The sequence below is a fragment of the Bacillus sp. iso_77 genome, from assembly GCF_056173625.1.
Genome location: NZ_CM149683.1, coordinates 3,134,923 through 3,156,164 on the forward strand (window position 1 = coordinate 3,134,923; position 21,242 = coordinate 3,156,164).

17 protein-coding genes and 1 other annotated feature (1 of these 18 running past the window's edge) are annotated in these 21,242 nt (G+C 40.6%); of the genes, 9 read left to right on the top strand and 8 right to left on the bottom strand.

The features are described from left to right. Positions 1-88: 88 nt before the first annotated feature. Genes AC0VYC_RS16210 through AC0VYC_RS16225 form a run of 4 tightly spaced genes read right to left on the bottom strand, consistent with a single transcriptional unit; the run spans position 89 to position 2,115 of the window. Entirely contained in the window at positions 89-475 is a 387-nt protein-coding gene (locus AC0VYC_RS16210) for a phage holin family protein (protein WP_007500042.1), read from the bottom strand. Next, entirely contained in the window at positions 476-670 is a 195-nt protein-coding gene (locus tag AC0VYC_RS16215) for a PspC domain-containing protein (protein ID WP_008348183.1), read from the bottom strand. A 6-nt stretch (positions 671-676) separates the two neighbouring features. Then, positions 677-1,768 carry a DUF4097 family beta strand repeat-containing protein gene (locus AC0VYC_RS16220; RefSeq protein ID WP_007500040.1) on the bottom strand — a complete coding sequence of 364 codons (1,092 nt, stop codon included), beginning with the start codon at positions 1,766-1,768 and terminating at the stop codon, positions 677-679. A gap of 11 nt (positions 1,769-1,779) precedes the next feature. After that, positions 1,780-2,115, bottom strand: a complete 336-nt coding sequence (locus AC0VYC_RS16225; RefSeq protein WP_008348186.1) for a hypothetical protein — start codon at positions 2,113-2,115, stop codon at positions 1,780-1,782. A 197-nt stretch (positions 2,116-2,312) separates the two neighbouring features. Between AC0VYC_RS16225 and AC0VYC_RS16230 the strand changes: the two genes are divergently transcribed. Further along, positions 2,313-2,543, top strand: a complete 231-nt coding sequence (locus AC0VYC_RS16230) for a hypothetical protein (RefSeq protein ID WP_008348188.1) — start codon at positions 2,313-2,315, stop codon at positions 2,541-2,543. A gap of 230 nt (positions 2,544-2,773) precedes the next feature. Here the strand turns inward: AC0VYC_RS16230 and uvrA are convergent, their stop codons facing one another. The 3 genes from uvrA to AC0VYC_RS16245 all read right to left on the bottom strand — a co-directional run bounded on the left by uvrA (position 2,774) and on the right by AC0VYC_RS16245 (position 8,179). After that, entirely contained in the window at positions 2,774-5,650 is a 2,877-nt protein-coding gene (uvrA, locus tag AC0VYC_RS16235) for an excinuclease ABC subunit UvrA (RefSeq protein ID WP_475388838.1), read from the bottom strand. A 7-nt stretch (positions 5,651-5,657) separates the two neighbouring features. Continuing rightward, a complete protein-coding gene (gene uvrB, locus AC0VYC_RS16240; RefSeq protein ID WP_025208044.1) occupies positions 5,658-7,643 on the bottom strand; it encodes an excinuclease ABC subunit UvrB in 1,986 nt (661 codons plus the stop codon). 290 nt (positions 7,644-7,933) lie between these two features. Then, positions 7,934-8,179 carry a CsbA family protein gene (locus AC0VYC_RS16245; protein WP_008348197.1) on the bottom strand — a complete coding sequence of 82 codons (246 nt, stop codon included), beginning with the start codon at positions 8,177-8,179 and terminating at the stop codon, positions 7,934-7,936. A gap of 283 nt (positions 8,180-8,462) precedes the next feature. Here AC0VYC_RS16245 and AC0VYC_RS16250 point away from each other — a divergent pair, with 283 nt between their 5' ends. The 8 genes from AC0VYC_RS16250 (at position 8,463) to AC0VYC_RS16285 (ending at position 19,669) form a co-directional block, all read left to right on the top strand. Beyond that, the gene (locus tag AC0VYC_RS16250; RefSeq protein WP_335350572.1) at positions 8,463-10,988 is read left to right on the top strand and encodes a PEP/pyruvate-binding domain-containing protein; all 2,526 of its coding nucleotides are present in this window, start codon (positions 8,463-8,465) and stop codon (positions 10,986-10,988) included. A gap of 90 nt (positions 10,989-11,078) precedes the next feature. Further along, positions 11,079-11,651: a TetR/AcrR family transcriptional regulator gene (locus AC0VYC_RS16255; protein WP_008348201.1), complete on the top strand. Its 573-nt coding sequence runs from the start codon at positions 11,079-11,081 to the stop codon at positions 11,649-11,651. A 40-nt stretch (positions 11,652-11,691) separates the two neighbouring features. Beyond that, positions 11,692-13,026 (top strand): MFS transporter, encoded by a 1,335-nt coding sequence (locus tag AC0VYC_RS16260; RefSeq protein ID WP_335350571.1) that lies wholly within the window; start codon positions 11,692-11,694, stop codon positions 13,024-13,026. A 268-nt stretch (positions 13,027-13,294) separates the two neighbouring features. After that, positions 13,295-14,278 (top strand): YncE family protein, encoded by a 984-nt coding sequence (locus AC0VYC_RS16265; protein ID WP_203143716.1) that lies wholly within the window; start codon positions 13,295-13,297, stop codon positions 14,276-14,278. Further along, positions 14,275-14,961: a response regulator transcription factor gene (locus AC0VYC_RS16270; protein ID WP_025208049.1), complete on the top strand. Its 687-nt coding sequence runs from the start codon at positions 14,275-14,277 to the stop codon at positions 14,959-14,961. Before AC0VYC_RS16265 ends, AC0VYC_RS16270 begins: the two co-directional genes overlap by 4 nt. Next, positions 14,958-16,376, top strand: coding sequence for a HAMP domain-containing sensor histidine kinase (locus AC0VYC_RS16275; RefSeq protein ID WP_047945637.1), 1,419 nt, complete (start codon positions 14,958-14,960; stop codon positions 16,374-16,376). The genes AC0VYC_RS16270 and AC0VYC_RS16275 overlap by 4 nt, the downstream gene beginning before the upstream one ends. Positions 16,377-16,524: 148 nt before the next feature. Next, complete coding sequence (locus AC0VYC_RS16280) at positions 16,525-18,645, top strand: ArnT family glycosyltransferase (protein WP_268373195.1); 2,121 nt, start codon at positions 16,525-16,527, stop codon at positions 18,643-18,645. Positions 18,646-18,676: 31 nt separating this feature from the next. Then, positions 18,677-19,669: a glycosyltransferase family 2 protein gene (locus AC0VYC_RS16285; protein WP_268373193.1), complete on the top strand. Its 993-nt coding sequence runs from the start codon at positions 18,677-18,679 to the stop codon at positions 19,667-19,669. 48 nt (positions 19,670-19,717) lie between these two features. Here AC0VYC_RS16285 and AC0VYC_RS16290 read toward each other — a convergent pair whose 3' ends face one another. Beyond that, positions 19,718-21,067, bottom strand: a complete 1,350-nt coding sequence (locus AC0VYC_RS16290) for an amino acid permease (protein WP_440147767.1) — start codon at positions 21,065-21,067, stop codon at positions 19,718-19,720. Between the two features lie 75 nt (positions 21,068-21,142). Further along, positions 21,143-21,242 (bottom strand) — a binding site (T-box leader) (it continues 125 nt past the right edge of the window).

The following is a 21,242-nucleotide window of genomic DNA, read 5'->3' on the forward strand; positions in this document are numbered from 1 at the left end:
CCGCCTCCCTTCGGATATTGTGTCTCCTGAAGACGGTTTTTATGACAGATGGAACGGGGAAACGATATAAATTCACACAAAAAAACCGTTAGCTTTTTTTCGCTAACGGTTCCACGATTCCTTTCTGTATGAGCAGATGGAAAATGGATAAAATGACAGCCATCCAAATGGCCGTTCCAAACCCATCAATGTTAAAACTATCTCCCATAAAGCTTGAGGTCATCATCAGTGTGATGGCATTAATGACAAAGAGGAACAATCCTAGTGAAAGTACTGTCACTGGCAGCGTTAAAATGATCAAAAACGGCTTCACTAAAATATTGAGCAAGGACAAAATAATACTTGCTACAATCGCTGCGCCAAAGCCTTCAATATACACACTACCAAGGCCTGGCAGAATGCCTGAATCAAAATATCCAGCAATGACGATTAAAAGTAATGCATTGACGAAAATACTAACGATCCATCTAAGCATTTAGTTAGTGCCTTCTTCCGGAACAACAAAATACCAGATGAAGTAGATCAAGAATATCGGCATAAATGCTGTCATAAATCCGATGATCACCGTTAAAATACGAAGCAGGGATGCATCGACACTTAAGTATTCAGCAAGTCCACCGACAACACCCGCTATTTTTTTATCTGTCGCTGAACGATAAAGCTTCTTCATGTAGAATCACTCCTTGTCTGATTGGTGCTTTACTTGGATTGAGCCTGTTTTTGTTTCTGCAAAAATGGATATATTGTGCTCCGCCTGTTGATTGGCTTTGATCATTTTCTCTTTTTGCAACGTTTCATTTTTCTCTTTAATCATATTTGCATCAAGCAGCTCATGAGAGATCGATCCGAGATTGCTTTTCAGCTCCGCAGTCACTGCACAAGCACGCGGAATCTGAACGTCCACACTGCCTGTTGTCGTTTTTGCATAGATCGAACGGCATTTCTCATCTGACAGCTGAACAGCAATGTTCCCATTGAAGCTCTGTGCATCAATTGATTCACTTTTCCCGCGCAGGTCAATGAGCCCATTAATGGTTTCTACTTCAATCATACCACACTCGTGATCAGCCAGTTTGATTTGTCCATTTGCTGTTTCAATTCCGACTTTTTCTGCTTGTAAAGAGGCAAAAGAGACGACGCCATTTGTTGTTTTTGCAGCCAGTTCTTTTGTCTTTAGCTTTTCCCCGCGAATCGGTCCATTAAACAGTTTGACTTTGATCTTATCGTATTGGATACGTGGTACATACAGAGTGACATTGACCTTCATGGTCTTCTTTTCAGTTCGGATAAAAAATTTGTCCCCTTCAAGCCCGCAATCCAGATGTTGAAGAAATTGCTGTCTTGCCTGCTCTCCATCCTCTGCACGGTAAATTTTCGCATGACACTCTGCTCGAACATCCCCATCATCCCAAGGCATCAAATTGAGACTGCCGTTTGCCAATTGAATATCTAAATGGGACAGTGCTGCGTCTTTGAATTGAAAAATGTGTTCAACGTCGACGGACTGTCCAAAGTTCAAATCAAGATCTACATCTTTGACCTTTTTCACCGCCGAATCTAACCATCCAAACAGCTTTGCACCGAGGTTTTCAGTACCAGTTCCTTTATTCTCTGTGCCAGCTTTTTCTTCATGAAAGGTATGATCAGCCGTTGATTTTTCTAGTGAAATGGACTGATTTTCTTCTAATTTTTCAAGTAGCGTAATTGCTTCTTTTGCAGATAATGTCCCGTCTTCTACTAATTTTAAAATGCGTTCTTTTTCATTCATACAAAGCCCTCCTACGATTTGATGGATTGAAGCACTTTAATACCTTGAATGATATTCCAAATGACAGAGATCAAAAAGCCAATGGCGACTAAAAAGGACAAGATAAGTACGGTGAACACTGGAACGAGTGAGTCGCTTGCCTGTGTCGTCAATAAAAAGGGGATAGCTCCAAAAACCAGCAGCACACACGCTGCGACTGGCAAAACATGTGACCACAATGCACGCAGCGAATGCCGTTTCGTTTCCTTTTGATCCACTACAAAATATGCCACGATCGGTACAATAAACGGCATGAAAAATACACTAAAATAACAAATAGATGCAATGATCGACTGATCTCTGTTCATATATATTCGCTCCTTCATGATGAAAATTCCTTTCTAACTCATACGTTTATGGCGTATAAAAAGTTTCAAACTCATTCGATTTACATATGACCTTAGACACAAATTATTTCTTTTTGCACCTAAGTGTAGATTCTTCATGGATTACCCTTTAAAATATGTTGAAAAGATGGTGATTATCATTATAGGGGGTAATTATTTTGACAGATCATCATAATGCTAACCACACGGCACAAACGCTTTTAGACCTTATACAGAAACAGAAAAGCATGAACAGCGATATGATCAAGGAGCTAGAGGCCATTCATCCGTCTCATCCGAAGTATGGTGATATCCGTTATTTAAAAGTACTGCTCGATAGTAGCAGCACTCATATTTTAAAGGATTTAACGCACCTCAGTAACTTAATGCCAAAGGAAGATGTGCAATAAAAGGAAAACCCCTCTTTCGGAGGGGTTCAGATTGTTGACAAAGGGCTAAAATGAACTTGATTTTAGCCCTTTGCCTTCTTTTCAGCGTGATAGAAAACCTTTGCAGCCCTAGGAAGGACGAGTACTGGCGCGGAGCGAATTTCACATTCGTGAGCACCAGCACGCAGGACTGACAAAGAATGCGAGGGTTTGTCTACACGCTGAAACCCCTCTTTCGGAGGGGTTTTTCTTTATGAGGATGTCACACTTTCTGTTTCTTTGACTAACTGTTTCATTCGCTTACGATCACGCTCTAAAATCGGTTTTAAGTATCGACCGGTGTAAGAAGCTTCTTCTTTAGCAATTTGTTCAGGTGTTCCTGAAGCAATAATCGTTCCTCCACCAGCACCGCCTTCTGGTCCTAGATCAACAAGGTAATCGGCTGCCTTAATAATATCAAGGTTGTGCTCAATGACCAATACCGTATCCCCGTTTTCGACCAAGCGCTGGAGCACTTTTAACAACCTAGCAATATCATCCACATGAAGACCGGTTGTCGGTTCGTCTAAAATATACAAAGATCTTCCGTTTGAACGGCGGTGAAGCTCAGATGCCAATTTCACACGCTGCGCCTCTCCACCAGACAATGTCGTGGCAGGCTGCCCAAGTGTAATGTATCCTAATCCAACATCAAAGATCGTTTGCAGTTTCCGCTTAATTTTCGGGATATTCTCAAAAAATTGAAGTGCGTCCTCTACCGTCATTTCAAGCACATCGGAAATATTTTTCCCTTTATACATGACCTCTAACGTCTCGCGGTTATAACGTTTCCCGTGACACACTTCACAAGGCACATATACATCAGGTAAAAAGTGCATTTCAATTTTAATAATGCCATCTCCACGACACGCTTCGCAGCGTCCACCTTTCACGTTAAAGCTGAATCGCCCTTTTTTATAGCCTCGTACCTTCGCTTCATTGGTTTGCGCAAACACATCCCGCACGTCATCAAATACACCTGTATACGTAGCAGGATTGGATCTTGGTGTACGGCCAATTGGAGATTGATCAATATCAATGACTTTGTCTAAGTGATCCATTCCTTTGATTTCTTTGTGCTGTCCTGGCTTCGCTTTTGCTCTGTGCAATTTTTGGGCAAGGGATTTCAATAAAATTTCATTCACAAGTGTACTTTTCCCTGATCCTGACACACCCGTCACAGCGGTAAAGACACCTAAAGGAAACTTCGCATTCACGTTTTTAAGGTTGTTTTCTTTTGCCCCTTTAATTTCAATGAATCGGCCGTCAGGCTTTCGTCTCTCAATCGGAAGCGGGATGAATTTCTCACCAGATAAATATTGTCCAGTCAACGATTTTGGGTCTTTCATGACTTCTTCTGGCGTTCCAGCTGAAATCACTTCTCCTCCATGAACCCCTGCACCTGGTCCAATATCAATGAGATAATCAGCGGCAAGCATCGTATCTTCATCATGTTCTACGACAATCAGTGTGTTTCCGATATCACGCATGTTTTTCAATGTTCCAATCAATCGGTCATTATCCCGTTGATGCAGACCAATCGATGGTTCATCTAAAATATAAAGAACGCCTGTCAGTCTTGATCCAATTTGTGTCGCCAAACGAATCCGCTGCGCCTCCCCGCCTGATAATGTGCCAGCAGACCGGCTTAATGTCAAATAATCTAATCCGACATTATTTAAGAAGGATAAGCGCTCTTTGATTTCACGTAAAATGAGCTGGGCAATCTGCAAATCTTTCTCAGATAACTCAATCTTCTCATAGAAATCAAGGGCATCAGATACAGACAAATCGGTCATTTCTCCGATATGTTTGCCATTGATGAGAACCGCAAGTGTTTCTTTTTTCAGGCGATATCCTTTACAGGTCGGACATGGCTGATTGGCCATATATTTTTCCATCTGCTCCCGAATATAATCGGAGCTCGTTTCCTTGTAGCGCCGTTCAATGTTACGAAGCACACCTTCAAACTCGATTTCATTTTCACGGACCTGGCCAAAATCATTTTCATATTTAAAATAAATCAGCTCAGAGCCGCTGCCATATAAAATTTTATCAAATAAATGCGCCGGAATATCTTTTACTGGAATATCCATGTCAATTCCATAGTGTGTACATACCGCCTCAAGAAGCTGCGGGTAATATTGTGAGCTTTGAGGCTCCCATGGGGCAATGGCATGCTGACGTAAAGTCAAATCCTTATTCGGAATCACAAGCTCTGGATCTACTTCTAGTTTAGAACCAAGCCCATCACAGCTTGGGCAGGCACCGAAAGGGCTATTAAACGAGAACATTCTTGGCTCAAGTTCCCCAATAGAGAATCCGCAGTGCGGACAAGCATGATGCTCACTAAATAACAGCTCCTCTTGTCCAATCACATCAATCATCACACGACCTTCACCAAGTCGGAGTGCCGTTTCAAGAGAATCAGACAACCGTGCAGCCACACCTTCTTTCACGACAATTCGATCAATCACCACTTCAATGGAATGCTTTTTATTCTTTTCAAGCTCAATCTCTTCTGACAGGTCCTCCATCTCGCCATCAACTCTAACTCGAACGTAGCCCTGCTTCCGAATTTGATCAAGTACTTTCACGTGTGTTCCCTTACGTCCAGATACGATCGGAGCAAGCACTTGCAGTTTCGTTCGTTCTGGATACTCTAAAATACGGTCTGTCATTTGCTCAATCGTCTGTGATGTAATTTCAATCCCATGAATAGGACAAATCGGTTTTCCGACTCGAGCATATAATAGACGCAAGTAATCATAAATTTCTGTAACAGTCCCAACAGTTGATCGAGGGTTCCTGCTTGTCGTTTTCTGGTCAATACTAATCGCTGGAGAAAGCCCTTCAATCGCATCTACATCTGGTTTGTCCATTTGACCGAGAAATTGACGTGCATAGGCTGACAGTGATTCAACATACCTGCGCTGACCTTCTGCATAAATGGTATCGAAGGCAAGCGACGATTTTCCCGAACCAGATAAACCCGTAATGACCACTAGCTGATCGCGCGGGATATTAACATCAATATTTTTAAGGTTGTGGGCTCTTGCCCCTTTCACCTCTATTCGTTCCATAGCCATCTGGCATTCATCCTTCCGCTTTTAGCTCTAGCAATAGATCTCTTAATTCTGCTGCTTTTTCAAAATCAAGCGCTTTTGCTGCATCTTTCATTTCCATCTCGATGTTTTCGATCACTTTTTCTCGTTCTTTTTTGCTCATTTTTGACAACTTTGGTGCTGCTTTTGTTTCGTATTCTTCCGAATCCTCATGTACTTTTGTTGCCTTGATCACATCTCGAATCTTCTTATGGATCGTTTGCGGAGTGATACCAAATTTCTCATTATACGCTTCTTGCTGCTCACGTCTCCGCTTTGTTTCTTGTATGGCAATGTCCATTGATTTCGTCATATTGTCTGCATACATAATAACCCGGCCTTCTGCATTTCTTGCAGCACGGCCAATCGTCTGGATGAGGGATCTTTCTGAACGTAAAAAGCCTTCTTTATCCGCATCTAAAATCGCCACGAGCGACACCTCTGGAATATCCAAACCTTCTCGAAGAAGGTTGATCCCAACAAGCACATCATATTTTCCGAGACGTAAATCACGAATAATCTCAATCCGCTCTAGTGTCTTAATTTCTGAGTGCAGATAATTGACCTTGATTCCGATTTCTTTCAGATAATCTGTCAGATCCTCAGACATTTTCTTCGTTAAAGTCGTCACAAGCACACGCTCATTTTTCTCAACCCTTGCATGAATTTCCCCAATTAAGTCATCGATTTGTCCTTCAATCGGACGGACTTCAATGATTGGATCAAGCAAACCGGTTGGACGAATAATTTGTTCCACGACCTCTGGCGTTTTCTCAAGCTCGTATGGGCCAGGTGTTGCGGATACATGCACAATATGGTTAATGTGCTTTTCAAACTCATCAAATGTGAGTGGTCTATTATCAAGTGCTGACGGCAGACGGAATCCGTGATCAACAAGCACTTGTTTTCTTGCCTGGTCCCCATTGTACATGGCGCGAATTTGCGGGATGGTCACGTGTGACTCATCGACAACAATCATAAAATCATCCGGAAAATAATCAAGCAATGTGTAAGGTGTTGAACCGGGCGGACGTAAGGTGAGATGTCTTGAGTAGTTCTCAATCCCTGAACAAAAGCCCATCTCTCTCATCATCTCAAGGTCATACCTTGTCCGCTGCTCAAGACGCTGTGCTTCAAGCAGTTTTCCGTTTTCACGAAGCTTTTCCAACTGTTCCTCAAGCTCTTTTTCAATATTAATAATCGCTTTTTCCATCTTTTCTTCTCTTGTGACGAAGTGAGATGCTGGGAAAATAGCAACGTGGTCACGATCACCGAGAATTTCTCCAGTGAGAGCATCTACTTCACGAATACGTTCAATTTCATCACCGAAAAACTCCACTCTGATACAATGCTCATCTCGTGAAGCAGGAAAAATTTCAACGACGTCTCCTCGAACTCTGAAGGTTCCGCGCTGAAAATCTATATCATTACGAGAATACTGAATATCCACAAGCTTACGCAGCAGCTGATTGCGTTCAATTTCCATTTCAGTTCGTAAAGACAGCACAAGCTCTCTGTATTCTTCAGGAGAACCTAAGCCATAAATACAGGACACACTGGCAATGATGATGACATCTCTTCGCTCAAATAATGAGGATGTGGCGGAGTGCCTTAGCTTATCGATCTCATCATTAATGCTGGCATCCTTTTCAATAAATGTATCAGTTTGAGGCACATACGCCTCAGGCTGGTAATAATCATAATAACTCACAAAATATTCAACAGCATTATTCGGAAAGAATTCCTTAAACTCGCTGTATAATTGTCCGGCAAGTGTCTTGTTATGCGCAATGACAAGTGTTGGTTTGTTCACTTCTTTGATCAGGTTGGATACAGTAAAGGTCTTTCCCGTACCTGTAGCACCTAACAGCGTTTGATGCTGTTTCCCCTGATGGATGCCCTCCACAAGCTTTTCAATGGCTTTTGGCTGATCCCCTTGGGGCTGATAGTTAGAAACTAATTCAAAGCGGTCACTCACATCAAAGCCTCCGTTTCGTTACGAAATCTATCTAATGAATATATTATCATAAAAGAACACAAAAATACGAACTAAAGTTCGTGTCTGACTTGATTTTTATTTCCAATACAACCATACCCTCTCTGCCGTGACTCATAACCCTCTAAAGAAACCTTCCTTTCAGTATGGAACATTTTGGAGCGAGATATTCGATCAGCAGAAAAACCACAAAAAAGAAAGCTGCACTCACTAGAATCGTAAGCACAGCTCCTGCAATCAAAAACATTTTCTTTTCATCAAGAGGGATCACATCAATGATGTTTTTCAGCCTTCTCTCTTTTTTCGACTTCTTTCTTAGCCATAAACAATGCCCCGGCCACTAAAGAAATAATATCTAATCCTACGATAAAGTAGGTTTCTGTATAGCCTTTCATATACGAAGCAAATAAAAGCGCTGCTGTTAATGCAATGCCAACGTAATGATTATAAGTAACCTTTGAAAATAAAATAACGAGCAAGAAAGGAAAAACAAGTGCAAATATGGCTTTTGTAATCACAAAAACCCTCCCTCTACATGGTCTACTCCCTTGATTATAGTAAAGATTGGCATAATGAACAATTCACAGTTTTCAATTTCAGCTTTTTTCTTCTCGGTTGAAGACTTTTGATATAGATGAGGAGGAAAATTAGTGAAAACGTCCCCTTTCTAAAGATAGGTCTTTACGTCTTTGACAGTTACATCCAATAAATTCTATGATGAAAATGATAGTGCGCACTATCATTTTAAAAACAAAAAGAGACAAATGAAACCATTGGCTATTTGGATAAGGGGGCATTCCCATGTATTCAGTATTATTTCATGCGGCTGAAGAATCCGCATCACTCGCAGGGGCAAAAGGCGTGAATTTAATTAAATTAAACAATCACGGACTGCCAGTTCCAGATGGATTTATTATTAAAACGAACAGCTTTGCAAGCTTTCTTTCATATCACAATTTCCATCCAACTGATCAAAACCTTGCCCGAAAAATCACAGAAGCTTCGTTTCCTTCACAAATGGAGACAGAATTACTTTCATCCTTTCAATCATTGTTGAAAACATATCCATCCGTTGCAGTGCGATCCTCTTCTGTTGCGGAAGATCTCGAAGGCGCCTCCTTTGCAGGTCAATACGAGACCTATTTAAATATCAAAACAAATGAAGAATTCTTGCAAGCCGTCAAAGAATGTTGGTCGTCTTACTTCGCAGCAAGAGTCGCAGAATATAAGGAAGAAATGATTGAGAACGAGGAAGAGATGCCACTCATGGCTGTTGTTGTACAAGGATTGATCCATTCTGACATCTCTGGTGTCATCTTTAGTGAGAATCCTGTATCAGGAAAAACAAACGAAGTCATGATGACTGCAAGCTATGGACTAGGAGAAGCCATCGTCTCCGGCCTTGTGACGCCAGATACATTTATTGTAAACAAAGAAACGTACTCTATTGAAAAATCACTAGGAACAAAAGAGGTGCAAATTGTCCCCTGTCAAGAGGGCGTCATTGAACAACCCGTAGGTGAGGAGATGGCTGGCCAATTTTGTCTTCGAGATGATCAATTGATCCAAATCACGAAAATGACAAAACAAGTAGAAGAACTTTATGGACATGGAGTAGATATCGAATTCGGCATGTCAGATGGTACTTTTTATTTACTTCAAGCAAGACCGATTACTGCTTCTTTTTCCAATACAGCAAATGGCTCCTCAGGTGCAGCCTTTCAAATGAAACCTGAAGAGCTGCAAGACTTCTGGATCTCAATGGACGATCATATGCCTGGACCCACAAGTCCTCTTTTTTCAAGTTTGATCATACCTGCTTTAAAAAACGGGATGAAGAAAAACGGAGAGAAGTATCAAGTACCAGACCTTAATATTAAAGATATCAAGCTTTATAGAGGTCATTTGTATTCTTCACCGTCTATGCCAGAAGCGTCAGAGGAACCAGTTTTTGACGAGAGCCTATTCGAAATGTTTCCTCGTTTAAGCGAAAGAATGTATCGCATTTTAAAGCAAAACTTGTTCCCATTATACGAAAAACTTGATCAGCAAATCACTCAACCGCTAACAATTGAGGAAGCCATTAATGGCTTTCAAGAATTAAAGGAGATTTATCTAAGAGCGTATGACGACCATTTTGATATTGTCATACCTCAAGTCATTCTATCAGCGATCATTGAAGACATGCTTGTCACATATACTGGGGATCAAACACAAGTCGTTCTGCTGCATGAAATGATGATAGGTGTGATGAACAAGTCTCTTGAAACAGATCAAAAGCTATCTCACTTGGCAAAAGACGTTCTTCAAGATTCCGAGCTTCTTCAGGCATTTAAAGATCATTCAACGAATGCTGAACTATTATTTGCCCTCAATCACACAGATAAAGGAAAAAACTTCATTTCCGACGTAGAAGCTTTTCTCCAAGTCTATGGTTGGCGGTCTGTTAAAAGCCATGATTTCACAGAGGAAACATGGGTGGAAAATCCTGAATTTGTCTTGGACATCATTAGAAACAACATTCGGTATCAATCTGATTTTGATGAAGAATTTGCACAAGCCGTGATCAAAAGGCAAGAAACGTATGAACAGTTTATCAGTCAAGTGACAGATGAAGCGTTTAAAACAAAATTTGAGGAACTTTATCATTTTGCACTCCATGCAGCCAATATTCGAGATGATCATCACTTTTACATTGATGCCATGTTAGATGCAAAAGCGAGACTCTATCTCTTAAAAATTGGTGAACTTCTTGTTCAAAAAGGAGCGATCCCTCATCAAGAAGACCTTTGGTATCTTTACGATGATGAAGTACTCAATGCGCTCACAACTTCGACCACATACGATTCGATCATTCAGCAAAGAAAAATTGAAATGAAGGAAAATGAATCCATCCAACCACCAGCTTATACAGGAACGCCTTCTGAAGCTGAATTGCAGCAAGTAGAAAGAATGCTCGGTTCGCTAAGGGAAAATGAAAACAACACAGACGATGCAATCTATGGAATTGGTGCATCTAGCGGCATTACTTCCGGAAGAGTCAGAGTCATTACATCTGCTGATGAATTTTCACAATTTGAGAAAGATGACATTTTAGTTTGTAAAACAACGACACCTTTATGGACCAGCTTATTTAGAGACGCAAAAGCAGTCATCACCGATTCTGGCGGCATTTTGTCCCATTCCGCTATTATCGCTAGAGAATATATGATACCTGCTGTCTTAGGTACACGGATCGCAACTGAAAAACTAAAATCTGGTGACCTCGTGACAGTAGATGGAGCCAATGGGCGTATCCAGTTATTAAATCAGCATTCACGGGCATAGTCGTCACTGTTTGGATCATATTGGCGGTCACAGATTTTATCGGTATACTTACTTTGTTGCAAACACATTCATAACCTGAGGTGAGTATGCTTGTTAAAATCAACAAATCAGCGGATCATTCGCGCAACAATGGAATTATTGTCTGAAAAGGGCTATCAAAAAACAACGACAAAAGAAATTGCGACAAAAGCGAATGTAAGTGAAGCGACAATTTTTCGTAACTTTAAAAACAAACGCGGCGTGATTGCTGCCATTATGAAAATGAAATCAACACCGACCAAAACCCTTGAAGCTGAATTTAAAGACGATTTATACACCGATTTAAAATTTCTCGGTAGCTATTTCCTTGAAGATTTGACTTCAAAAAAAGAATTTATCTATATCAGCATGAGAGAACCCGCTATGTTTAAAGATTTAACAGACCATGAAAAAATTTATCCTCAAGAATTGAGAGACATGCTGATTCATTATTTCAAAAAAATGAGTGCTCAGCATCGTGTATTAGAAGGAAAAGAAGACATCTATGCTGATATATTTATTAGCACGTATTTTGGCTTTTTCATTCAACAGCTAGAGCAAGACATTCAGCTTGTTTTAACACAAAAAGAAGACTTTATTGAGACATGCACACACATTTTCATGAGAGGAATTTCCCCCACTTAATTGGGTGAAATTCTTCTTTTTTACAAAGGTGGTAAACACATTGAATCTTAAAAAAGAGAACTTGATCATTTATTCTTTGCTGCTTGGAGCTATTTTAGTTCCAGTCAATTCAACCATGATCGCAGTCGCTCTATCATCCATATCAACTTATTACGATCAATCCATATCAAACATTACTTGGGTGGTCACGATTTATCTAATTGTCATGGCAGTCACTCAACCTATTGCGGGTAAGCTGGGAGATATATACGGCCACCGCAGCATGTATTTAGCCGGTGTGATACTCTTTTTGATTGGCTCCATTGGATGTGCTTTCGCACCTAATCTTGCTTTTCTTATTAGCTTCCGATCAATTCAAGCGGCAGGCGGAGCTATATTAACACCGAACAGCATTGCTTTAATTCGAGCAACAGTATCACATGAAAAGCTTTCTAAAACTATGGGTTTTTTCGGTTTTGGAGCGGGAATTGGTGCCGCACTTGGACCTTTTATCGGCTCTATTCTCATTCAGAGCTTTGACTGGCATTCCATTTTCCTAGTGAATATACCATTTTTGATTCTCACACTTGTGACAGGCGTTTTTATGATTCCGAAGATGAAACATACGCGTTTACAAGCCAATGTAGATATCATCGGTTCGTTATACTTAACAATCGGGATCGCCACACTCATTTTGTTTACTAAAAGCCAATTATTAAACGAATACATGATCTATGGCGTTCTAGCGGTCATTTCCATTCCTTTATTTTTCAAACACGTACGGAAAGTTACAAATCCCATCATTGATTTGACATTATTTAAAAACAGTACCTTTACGAACGCTAACCTTTCTATCATGCTTAGTAATTTTGTGATGTACGCGATTCTTCTCATTATGCCGCTGTTTATGGAGCAAAAACTTGCGCTTTCTCATACACAAAGCGGGATTTTCCTTTCGATCTTTTCACTCTGTATGTCTATTAGTGGATTACTCGGGGCAAAGCTCCATCCAATAAAAGGCGCCAAAAAAATGATTCGATTTTCATTTCTCTGTCTTACTTTATCAGGTGTTATGCTGATCACACTAAGCAGCTACCCAAATTTACCACTCCTTATCATCACATTAGTCGCTGGGGGGGTCTCATCAGGTATTGGCATGACTAGCATGCAGATGGCTTCTTTAACATCTGTTGATCAGAGTTTATCCGGCTCTGCATCTGGGATTTTTTCTACCTTTAGATATTTCGGAAGTATCATTTCATCTACTTTAATTGGTATATTAAGTGGTTTTCAATCTTTATTTATCATATTAATGGGCGCAGGTATTCTTGGTTTCCTCCTCTCTCATCGTCTAAAAACGAAACCCACTTCTCATTCATCTGAACACTCTGCTTAATGACTCCCTTCGCTCTATTTAGGGCGGGGGAGCTATGATTATTTGTTACTGTAACCGATTATGGATACAATGATCAAACTGTGAAAATGATCTTTTACTCATGAAAAAATGTCATATGAATAAACGAAAAAGAAATTTCAGCTTTCATTTACCTCTACTTCCCCACCTAAAAACTTCTTTTCATATCTTCCAGCATTCATAACTTCGATTTTTTTTCACAATTTTTGTGTTATGCTTTTTGAAAATAGAGCACCAAAGGAGCAGAAGGATGAAACGAGTGAAATATTTTTTAATATGCTTGTCAGCTCTACTATTTTTCCTAGCAGGCTGCGGAAAAGACCAGCAATTTACGCCCCCTGGCAGCTCTCAATCAATTGCTGTCATTTCTCAACTAAAAAAAGCCTCCTTTTCAATCGTTGATTTACAAAAAAATGAAATTGTCTCTTCCGTTGATTTAAAACATCCTCTCACTGATCTTGTTCACATCAACAAAGACGTGATCATTGCATCAAGTAAGGAAGGACAATCTCTTATAGAAATCAATTTAAAAAAAGGAACAGCAACGGACTATATGGATGTGAATAAAGGTCTGACCTCACTTGCGTATGATGCGGATACCAACACTTTACTTGTGACCGATTCAGAGAAAAATGTCGTTTATTTTATCGATACAGTGCACAAGAAAATAAAAGCAACTGTGAAGACCGGGACATTACCCTCTTCTATGGCGTTGTCTTCTTCAGGAACGTTGTTTGTTTTAAATGCAAAAAGTCATTCTGTTTCAGTCATTGATATTGAAAAGAAAAAAAAGATACGAACGATTTCCGTACTAGAACGGCCATCTGGCATTCATTTTGATGGGCATTCCATTTGGGTTGGAGGACACGGTAAACCGGGCACATTAAATAAGAGCATTTTTGCTTACGACCCTAAAACAGGTAAGAAACAGCGAGAAATCAAACTAGGTGTTATGCCAGTCGCATTTTTTTCAGAAAAAAACTCTTCTACTTTATATGTATTATGTCATGGAGACCATACACTATATAAAGTAAATACCGAGAAAAACAAACTGCTTTCCTCTGTTGAGACCGGTCAAAATCCGAATTATATCACTGCTGATTCCTCATCTATATATGTCAGCAACTTAGATGACAATTCAGTATCCGTCATCGACAAACATACATTTATGTTGAAGAACCGACTGAACATCCCAGCAGGACCTTATGCTATCATGTTGGAGGAAAAGAAATGAAAGAACAGATGAATATTTTAATAGTAGATGATGAATTAGATATGCTTGAGTTAATCGGATCCTTTTTGCAGAGACAAGGCTTTCACGTGATAACTGCAAATAATGGCACGGGCGCCTTACATCAGCTTGAAAAAGAGGCCATTGACCTTGTTGTATTGGATATTATGATGCCAGATATGGATGGATTCGAAGTCTGCCAGCGCATCAGGCAAACCTCTCAAATCCCCATTTTATTTTTAACAGCTAGAAGTTATGAAGAGGATCGCATTAAGGGGCTGGAAATTGGAGCAGACGACTACATCATGAAGCCTTTTAGTCTACGTGAGCTTGCAGCTAGAATTGAAACGACATTAAGACGAATTAGAGGTCTTTCTTTAAAGCGCAGTCGAATCATGATTGGTGACTTGGAGATCGATCAAGATGGCAGACAAGTCTATCTCAAGCAAGAGCCCATCAATTTAACAAGAAGAGAATTTGATTTACTTATGTTTCTTCTGCTCAATCAAGGCCAAGTCTTTTCCCGTGAACAGCTCTATCAAAAATTGTGGGAATCACACTCACCTAGTGGCTCTTTAAGAACAGTCGATACACATATTAAAACACTAAGACTGAAATTAAAGGAAGCGGAACGGTATATTAAGACCGTTTGGGGTGTCGGCTATAAGTTTGAGGAGGACAAATGAAGCCATTATCTATTAAAAGGAAAGTGCTTTTCTTAATCCTTTCCGTTATAGGCATCGTTGCTGCCTCAGCTCTTGCCCTGACGTATTACTTATACCAGCATTTATATATAGATAAACAGATTGACTCTTTAAGTTTACAAGGAAAGAAACTGGCAGAAATCTATCACAAACACGGGAAAGACACATATTTTACTGACAGAATGAAGTGGGCAAATGACTCAAGTCAGGCAAGTGTTATTTTTACTGATGATCCTATGGAGCTTTCAAGCGGTATTCCTTTCGATACGAATACAAACGATAACCTCATTACGTTTAAAGAACGCCAAAAGCTTCTTCAGGGGAAAACAGTTGTGTTAATTAGAGAACACCCCCAGTTTCATCAAGATATTCTCGGAATTGCCATCCCTGTGTTCTCAAACAAAAATGATTTATCAGGAACCATTTTCCTCTCTATGCCTTTATCTGATGTGTATGAACCGTTTGTTCAAATTCGATTAACACTTGGCATCTCTATTTTAATTATCCTGCTTTTGATTTTCTTTATTGGATATAAAAGTTCTAATAAAGTCGTAAGGACGATCAATCAAATGAAAGAAATTGCAATGGAAATGGAATCTGGTGATTTTTCAAAACGCATGGCTGTGACCAAAAAAGGGGATGAGTTAAATCAGCTGAGCCGTTCCTTTAATAAACTGTCCTCTACCTTAGAAAAAGTTGAACAGCATCGCAGAGAGTTCCTTGCCAATGTCTCCCACGAACTGAGAACGCCTTTAAGTTATATGAAAGGCTATGCTGAAGGAATTGAAGAAGGCATTATTGATCAAAAGAAAGGCATGCAGATTATTCAAGACGAATCCACACGATTAAGCCGGCTCGTACATGACCTTCTTGATCTCGCACAGTTAGAGGGGGAATCTTACCCACTAACGATGGAGCCGATCGTCTTTGCGCAGCTTATTCATGATGTTCTTGATCAAATGACATTCATTGCTAGTCAAAAGAGAATCTCGTTCAACCGCGAACTCGAAGAGGATTGTATTATTTATGGTGATAGCGATCGACTTGAGCAAGTCGTTCGTAATTTATTGGACAATGCCATCCATTACACGCCTTCAGGAAAATCGATTTCGATTGAATTATTCGTTCACCAACAAACTGCTGAATTGAGAATTACAGATGAAGGCAGCGGAATTCCAAAAGGAGATCTCCCTCATGTTTCTGAGCGTTTTTATCGAGTGAATAAAGCCCGCACAAGAAAAGATGGCGGCTCTGGTCTTGGACTAGCCATTGTTTATCAAATTATAAAAAAACATCGTGGCACGTTCGTTCTTCAATCTGAACAAGGCCTAGGTACGACCGCTATTATACAATTACCAAGTGCAGAGACCACTGAAACTCCGCCTGTCTCCTCATAAAATAAGATGACATCTTAAACAAAACAACTCTTTTCTAGAGCTGTTTTTATTCAACAGAAAAATAAAGAATTGGCCTTTTTTTATTAACAATTTATTCATATTTGCTTGTTACACTTTTTTCAAGTTAAGAAAAAGGAGTGACAAGCTTTTGATTAGACGCTTTCAGAAATTTGATCTTTATTTATTTTTCATATTGATTTTATCTGCCATTTTAAACATTTATAACATTTGGAACGACGATACGGTGAACGCTTATTATACAGCGGCGGTCACAAGTATGATGCAAAGCTGGCATAATTTCTTCTTTGCTTCGTTCGATCCCTCAGGTTATGTCACGGTTGATAAACCACCGCTCGCCTTCTGGCTGCAAACGATCAGTGCCAAAATTTTTGGCCTGCATGGTTGGAGTGTGATCTTACCCCAAGCTTTAGCTGGCATTGGATCTGTTTATTTAATCTACCGCCTAGTCAAACCTACATTTGGCCAGGCTGCTGCAAGACTGTCAGCGCTTATTATGGCGTGTACACCAATCGCAGTTGCTGTATCTCGTACAAATAACATTGACAGCTTACTCGTCTTTATTCTTTTACTCGCAACAGCCATGATGTTCAAGGCTGTAAAACAGCAGAAAGTGCTTTGGGCGATTGCTTCTTTTGCAATGATCGGTGTCGGTTTTAATACAAAAATGCTACAAGCGTATATGATTGTACCGGCTCTCGTCCTGTTTTACATCATTGCCTATCGAACGACATGGAAGAAAAAGTTGTTATCGCTGATGATTTCAATGATTGTTCTTTTAGGTGTATCTGCTTCATGGTCTATAGCGGTTGATCTCACTTCCAAAGACAATCGTCCTTATATGGGATCAAGTCAATCGAACTCAGCACTAGAATTAGCCTTTGGTTACAATGGTCTGCAGCGGTTGACTGGTCAACAGTCTGGCGGAGGAGGCGGCACAAATCAGGGTGAGGGACAGCCACCTTCACAGCAAGGTGATCAGCAAAATGACAATAATTCCACCATGCCTCAGCCGCCATCAAATGGAACTCAAAACAACTCAGACAGTTCAAACCAACCATCCAGTCAGGAACAGCCTTCAATGCAAGGACCACCAAGCAGTGCAAACGGCACAACACCACCTGATATGCCTTCAGGCGGTAATGGTGATGGACCGCCAAATGGTGGGGGCGGAAAAATGGGAAGTGGTTCTGGCATGTTTGGAACAGGAACAAAAGGGCCATTACGTCTGTTCCAATCTGAACTGTCCGATCAAATCAGCTGGCTGCTTCCATTTGCGCTCTTTGGTGCGATTGGTATCTTCTTGTCGACAGCCTTTGAAAGAAGACGTCTCAATACAAAACAAAAAGAAACACTATTTTGGTTAGCTTGGCTTATACCTGTTGCTGCATTTTTCAGTGTAGCAGGATTTTTCCATCACTATTATTTAATCATGCTGGCACCGCCAATTGCTGTATTAGCAGGAGCCGGATGGGTGTCTATGACTCAATTGTTTCAAACGGGAACTGGCTTTAAAAAATGGCTACTGCCAATTGCGATATTCGTCACAACCGCATTTGAAATCTTTATCCTATCCACATTTACAAGCACAATCGGTCTTGGATTAAGCATTGCAGTCGGTATCATTGGTATTGGAACGATCCTTTCTCTACTTTTGATAAAAGGGAAAGAAAAACTAAAACAATTCATGTCTCTCATTGCCATCCTTGGGATGCTGATCGCACCCCTATACTGGGCAAGCACACCTCTTCTTTACGGAGGAAACAGTATGCTGCCAGAGGCTGGTCCTCAGCTTGCAACTTCAAGTGGCAGCATGAGTTCACAAGTCAATGAAAAGCTGATCAGCTATCTGGAGAAAAACAATACGGGAGAAGAATTCCTATTCGGGACAACAGATGCAACCACTGCTTCGCCTTACATTATTAAAACAGGAAAAGCTGTTATGGCATTAGGTGGATTTAGTGGATCTGATAACATTCTCACGCTTAATGAATTCAAACAGCTCGTTAAAGACGGCAAAATCAAATACTTCTATCTTTCTGGTATGAGAGGCGGCAGCTCTGACATTCTCACTTGGATTCAAAAAAATGGCAAAGAAGTATCTGCTTCTAAATGGCAGAACAGCTCTACATCCAAAACGAATCAGCAAACAGACAGCTCAGACAGCCAACAATCAAAACAAAATGATCAGTCAAATGGACGAATGGGCGGAATGGAGAGCGGTACTCTTTATGAACTATCCGTTGATTAATTCATCTATTAAAAGGGAGGAACGATGACTGATGGAAAAGAACATACAATACTCTGTTGTAGTCCCAGTGTATAATGAAGAACTTGTGATCCATGAATCGTATCAGCGCCTCAAGACCGTCATGGATTCGACGGGAGAAGCATATGAGCTTCTCTTCGTCAATGACGGCAGTATGGATCGAACAGCTGAACTGATTGAAGGGTACTGCCAGACCGATCCGCATGTGAGACTTATTGATTTTTCTCGTAACTTTGGGCATCAAATTGCCATTACAGCGGGAATGGATTATGCAAAGGGAGAAGCTGTCGTAGTGATTGATGCGGATTTACAAGATCCACCTGAATTGATTTTAGACATGATTGAAAAATGGAAGGAAGGCTATGAGGTCGTATACGCGGTCCGCACGCAACGAAAAGGCGAAACAGCTTTCAAAAAGTACACGGCTTCCCTTTTCTACCGAGTGCTACGTCAAATCACCGAAGTAGATATTCCTATTGACACCGGCGACTTTAGATTGATGGATCGTAAAGTGTGTCATGAAATGAGAAAAATACGCGAGAAAAACCCATTTGTCCGCGGATTAGTGAGCTGGGTTGGCTTCAAACAGATTGCGGTAGAATATGTTCGGGATGAGCGGTTGGCAGGAGAAACAAAGTACCCTCTCAAAAAGATGCTCAAGCTCTCGATGGATGGGATCACATCTTTTTCTTACAAACCTTTAAAGCTAGCCAGCGTGGCAGGTATTGCCCTTTCAGCTATTGGCTTCATCTCGATGTTTCTAGTTTTATATTTAAAGCTATTTACAAACAGCACCATCACCGGCTGGAGTTCATTAATTGTCATTCAACTATTCTTTAGCGGGATCATCCTCTTTATGTTAGGCATGATCGGGGAGTATATCGGCCGAATCTACGATGAAGCCAAGGACCGGCCGCTTTATATCGTCAGGGATAGCTATGGCCTTCAGGCAAAGCCACATCCCGTTCAATCCCCTGTCCACTTCAAGCAATATAAACAGCATTAAAAAAAGCGTGCGAGACCCTTCAGAAGGTCTTGCACGCTTTTTAATAAATTAGACGGCTGTTTCAAACCGTTTTCTGTTAATAAAGAAAGAAAGTGTAATGATTAAATAAATGCCCATTGTGACCAGCGTTTGAACAATTGGTGTATTGAATACAACGCCGACAAAAATGGCCATGATCGCAATAACGGAAAACCACGTTGTGAAAGGATACAGCTTCACGCGATATCCGCCTGGCTGTGCGACGCTTCGAGATTTCAAATGACCGACGGCAATGATAAACCAGATGAATAGAACTGTGTAACTTAAAGAGCCCATTAAGTAATTAAACGTTTGACTTCCTACAAAAAGAGAAATCAATACAGCTGCATACAAGGTAGATGTACATACAAGGATGGCTCGAACAGGCACCTGCTGTTTTGACAGCTTGGAGAATCCTTTCCATACACGGCCATCCATTGCCTGTGTATAAAGCACCCGTGATGAAGCATACAAGCCAGAGTTCATAGAAGACAAAATCGCTAGTAAGATAATACCATTCATAATGTCACTAGCATACGGTACTCCGATTGTTGCAAACACTGTCACAAATGGACTTACTTGCTCATTGTTTACTTGATTCCAAGGGATTAAGCTGACAATGATAAAGAACGGTAGTACATAAAAACCGATGATGCGTACAAACGTACTTTGAATGGCCTTTGGGATGACTTTTTCAGGGTTTTTTGTTTCTGCTAAAGTGACCCCAATCATCTCCGTCCCACCATATGAATACACGACAACCAGCATTGCTGCAATTAATCCACCAGTACCATTTGGGAAAAATCCACCGTGATCCGTTAAGTTAGACAATCCAGGTGCTGCATACTGTCCGAATGAGACAAATAGCATGGTAAATCCAATGATAATAAATAAGATGATGACAGCAATTTTAATAGAAGCCAACCAATACTCTGTCTCAGCAAACATTTTGACTGAGCAAACATTAATGATTGTGACTACAAGTGAAATGATTAACACAAGCATCCAGATTGGCACTTGTGGGAACCAGTACTGAATAAAGATGGCCGACACAATCGCTTCTGCTGCAATGTTCAGCACCCACATCTTCCAATAGATCCAGTCTAAGAAATAGGCCGGATACTTTCCTAACACAGGTTCAATCAAGTCACGGAATGTTCTTGCTCCAGGTCGTGCAACGGTCATTTCGGCAAGTCCTTGCATAATAAATAATAAAATAAGACCACCAATCATGTATGCCAAAATGACAGCAGGACCCGCAATATCAATGGCAGAACTGCTTCCTTTAAACAGACCAGCACCGATGGCACCGCCAAGCGCAAGCATCATAATATGCCTTGATGTCATTGTTCGTTTTAACTGCACATGTTCCTTTTCCATTTTCTATAGCTCCTTTAAATTTGAATCTTCAGACAAATATGAGATAAAAGCATATAAAAAGGCCAGCCATCTCCTGGAAGAGACGACTGACCTTGCAACCGCGTTACCACTCTTATTGATTCAGCCATGGCTGAATCCAACTTAAAACCCGATAACGGAGGTCACACGTAAAGAC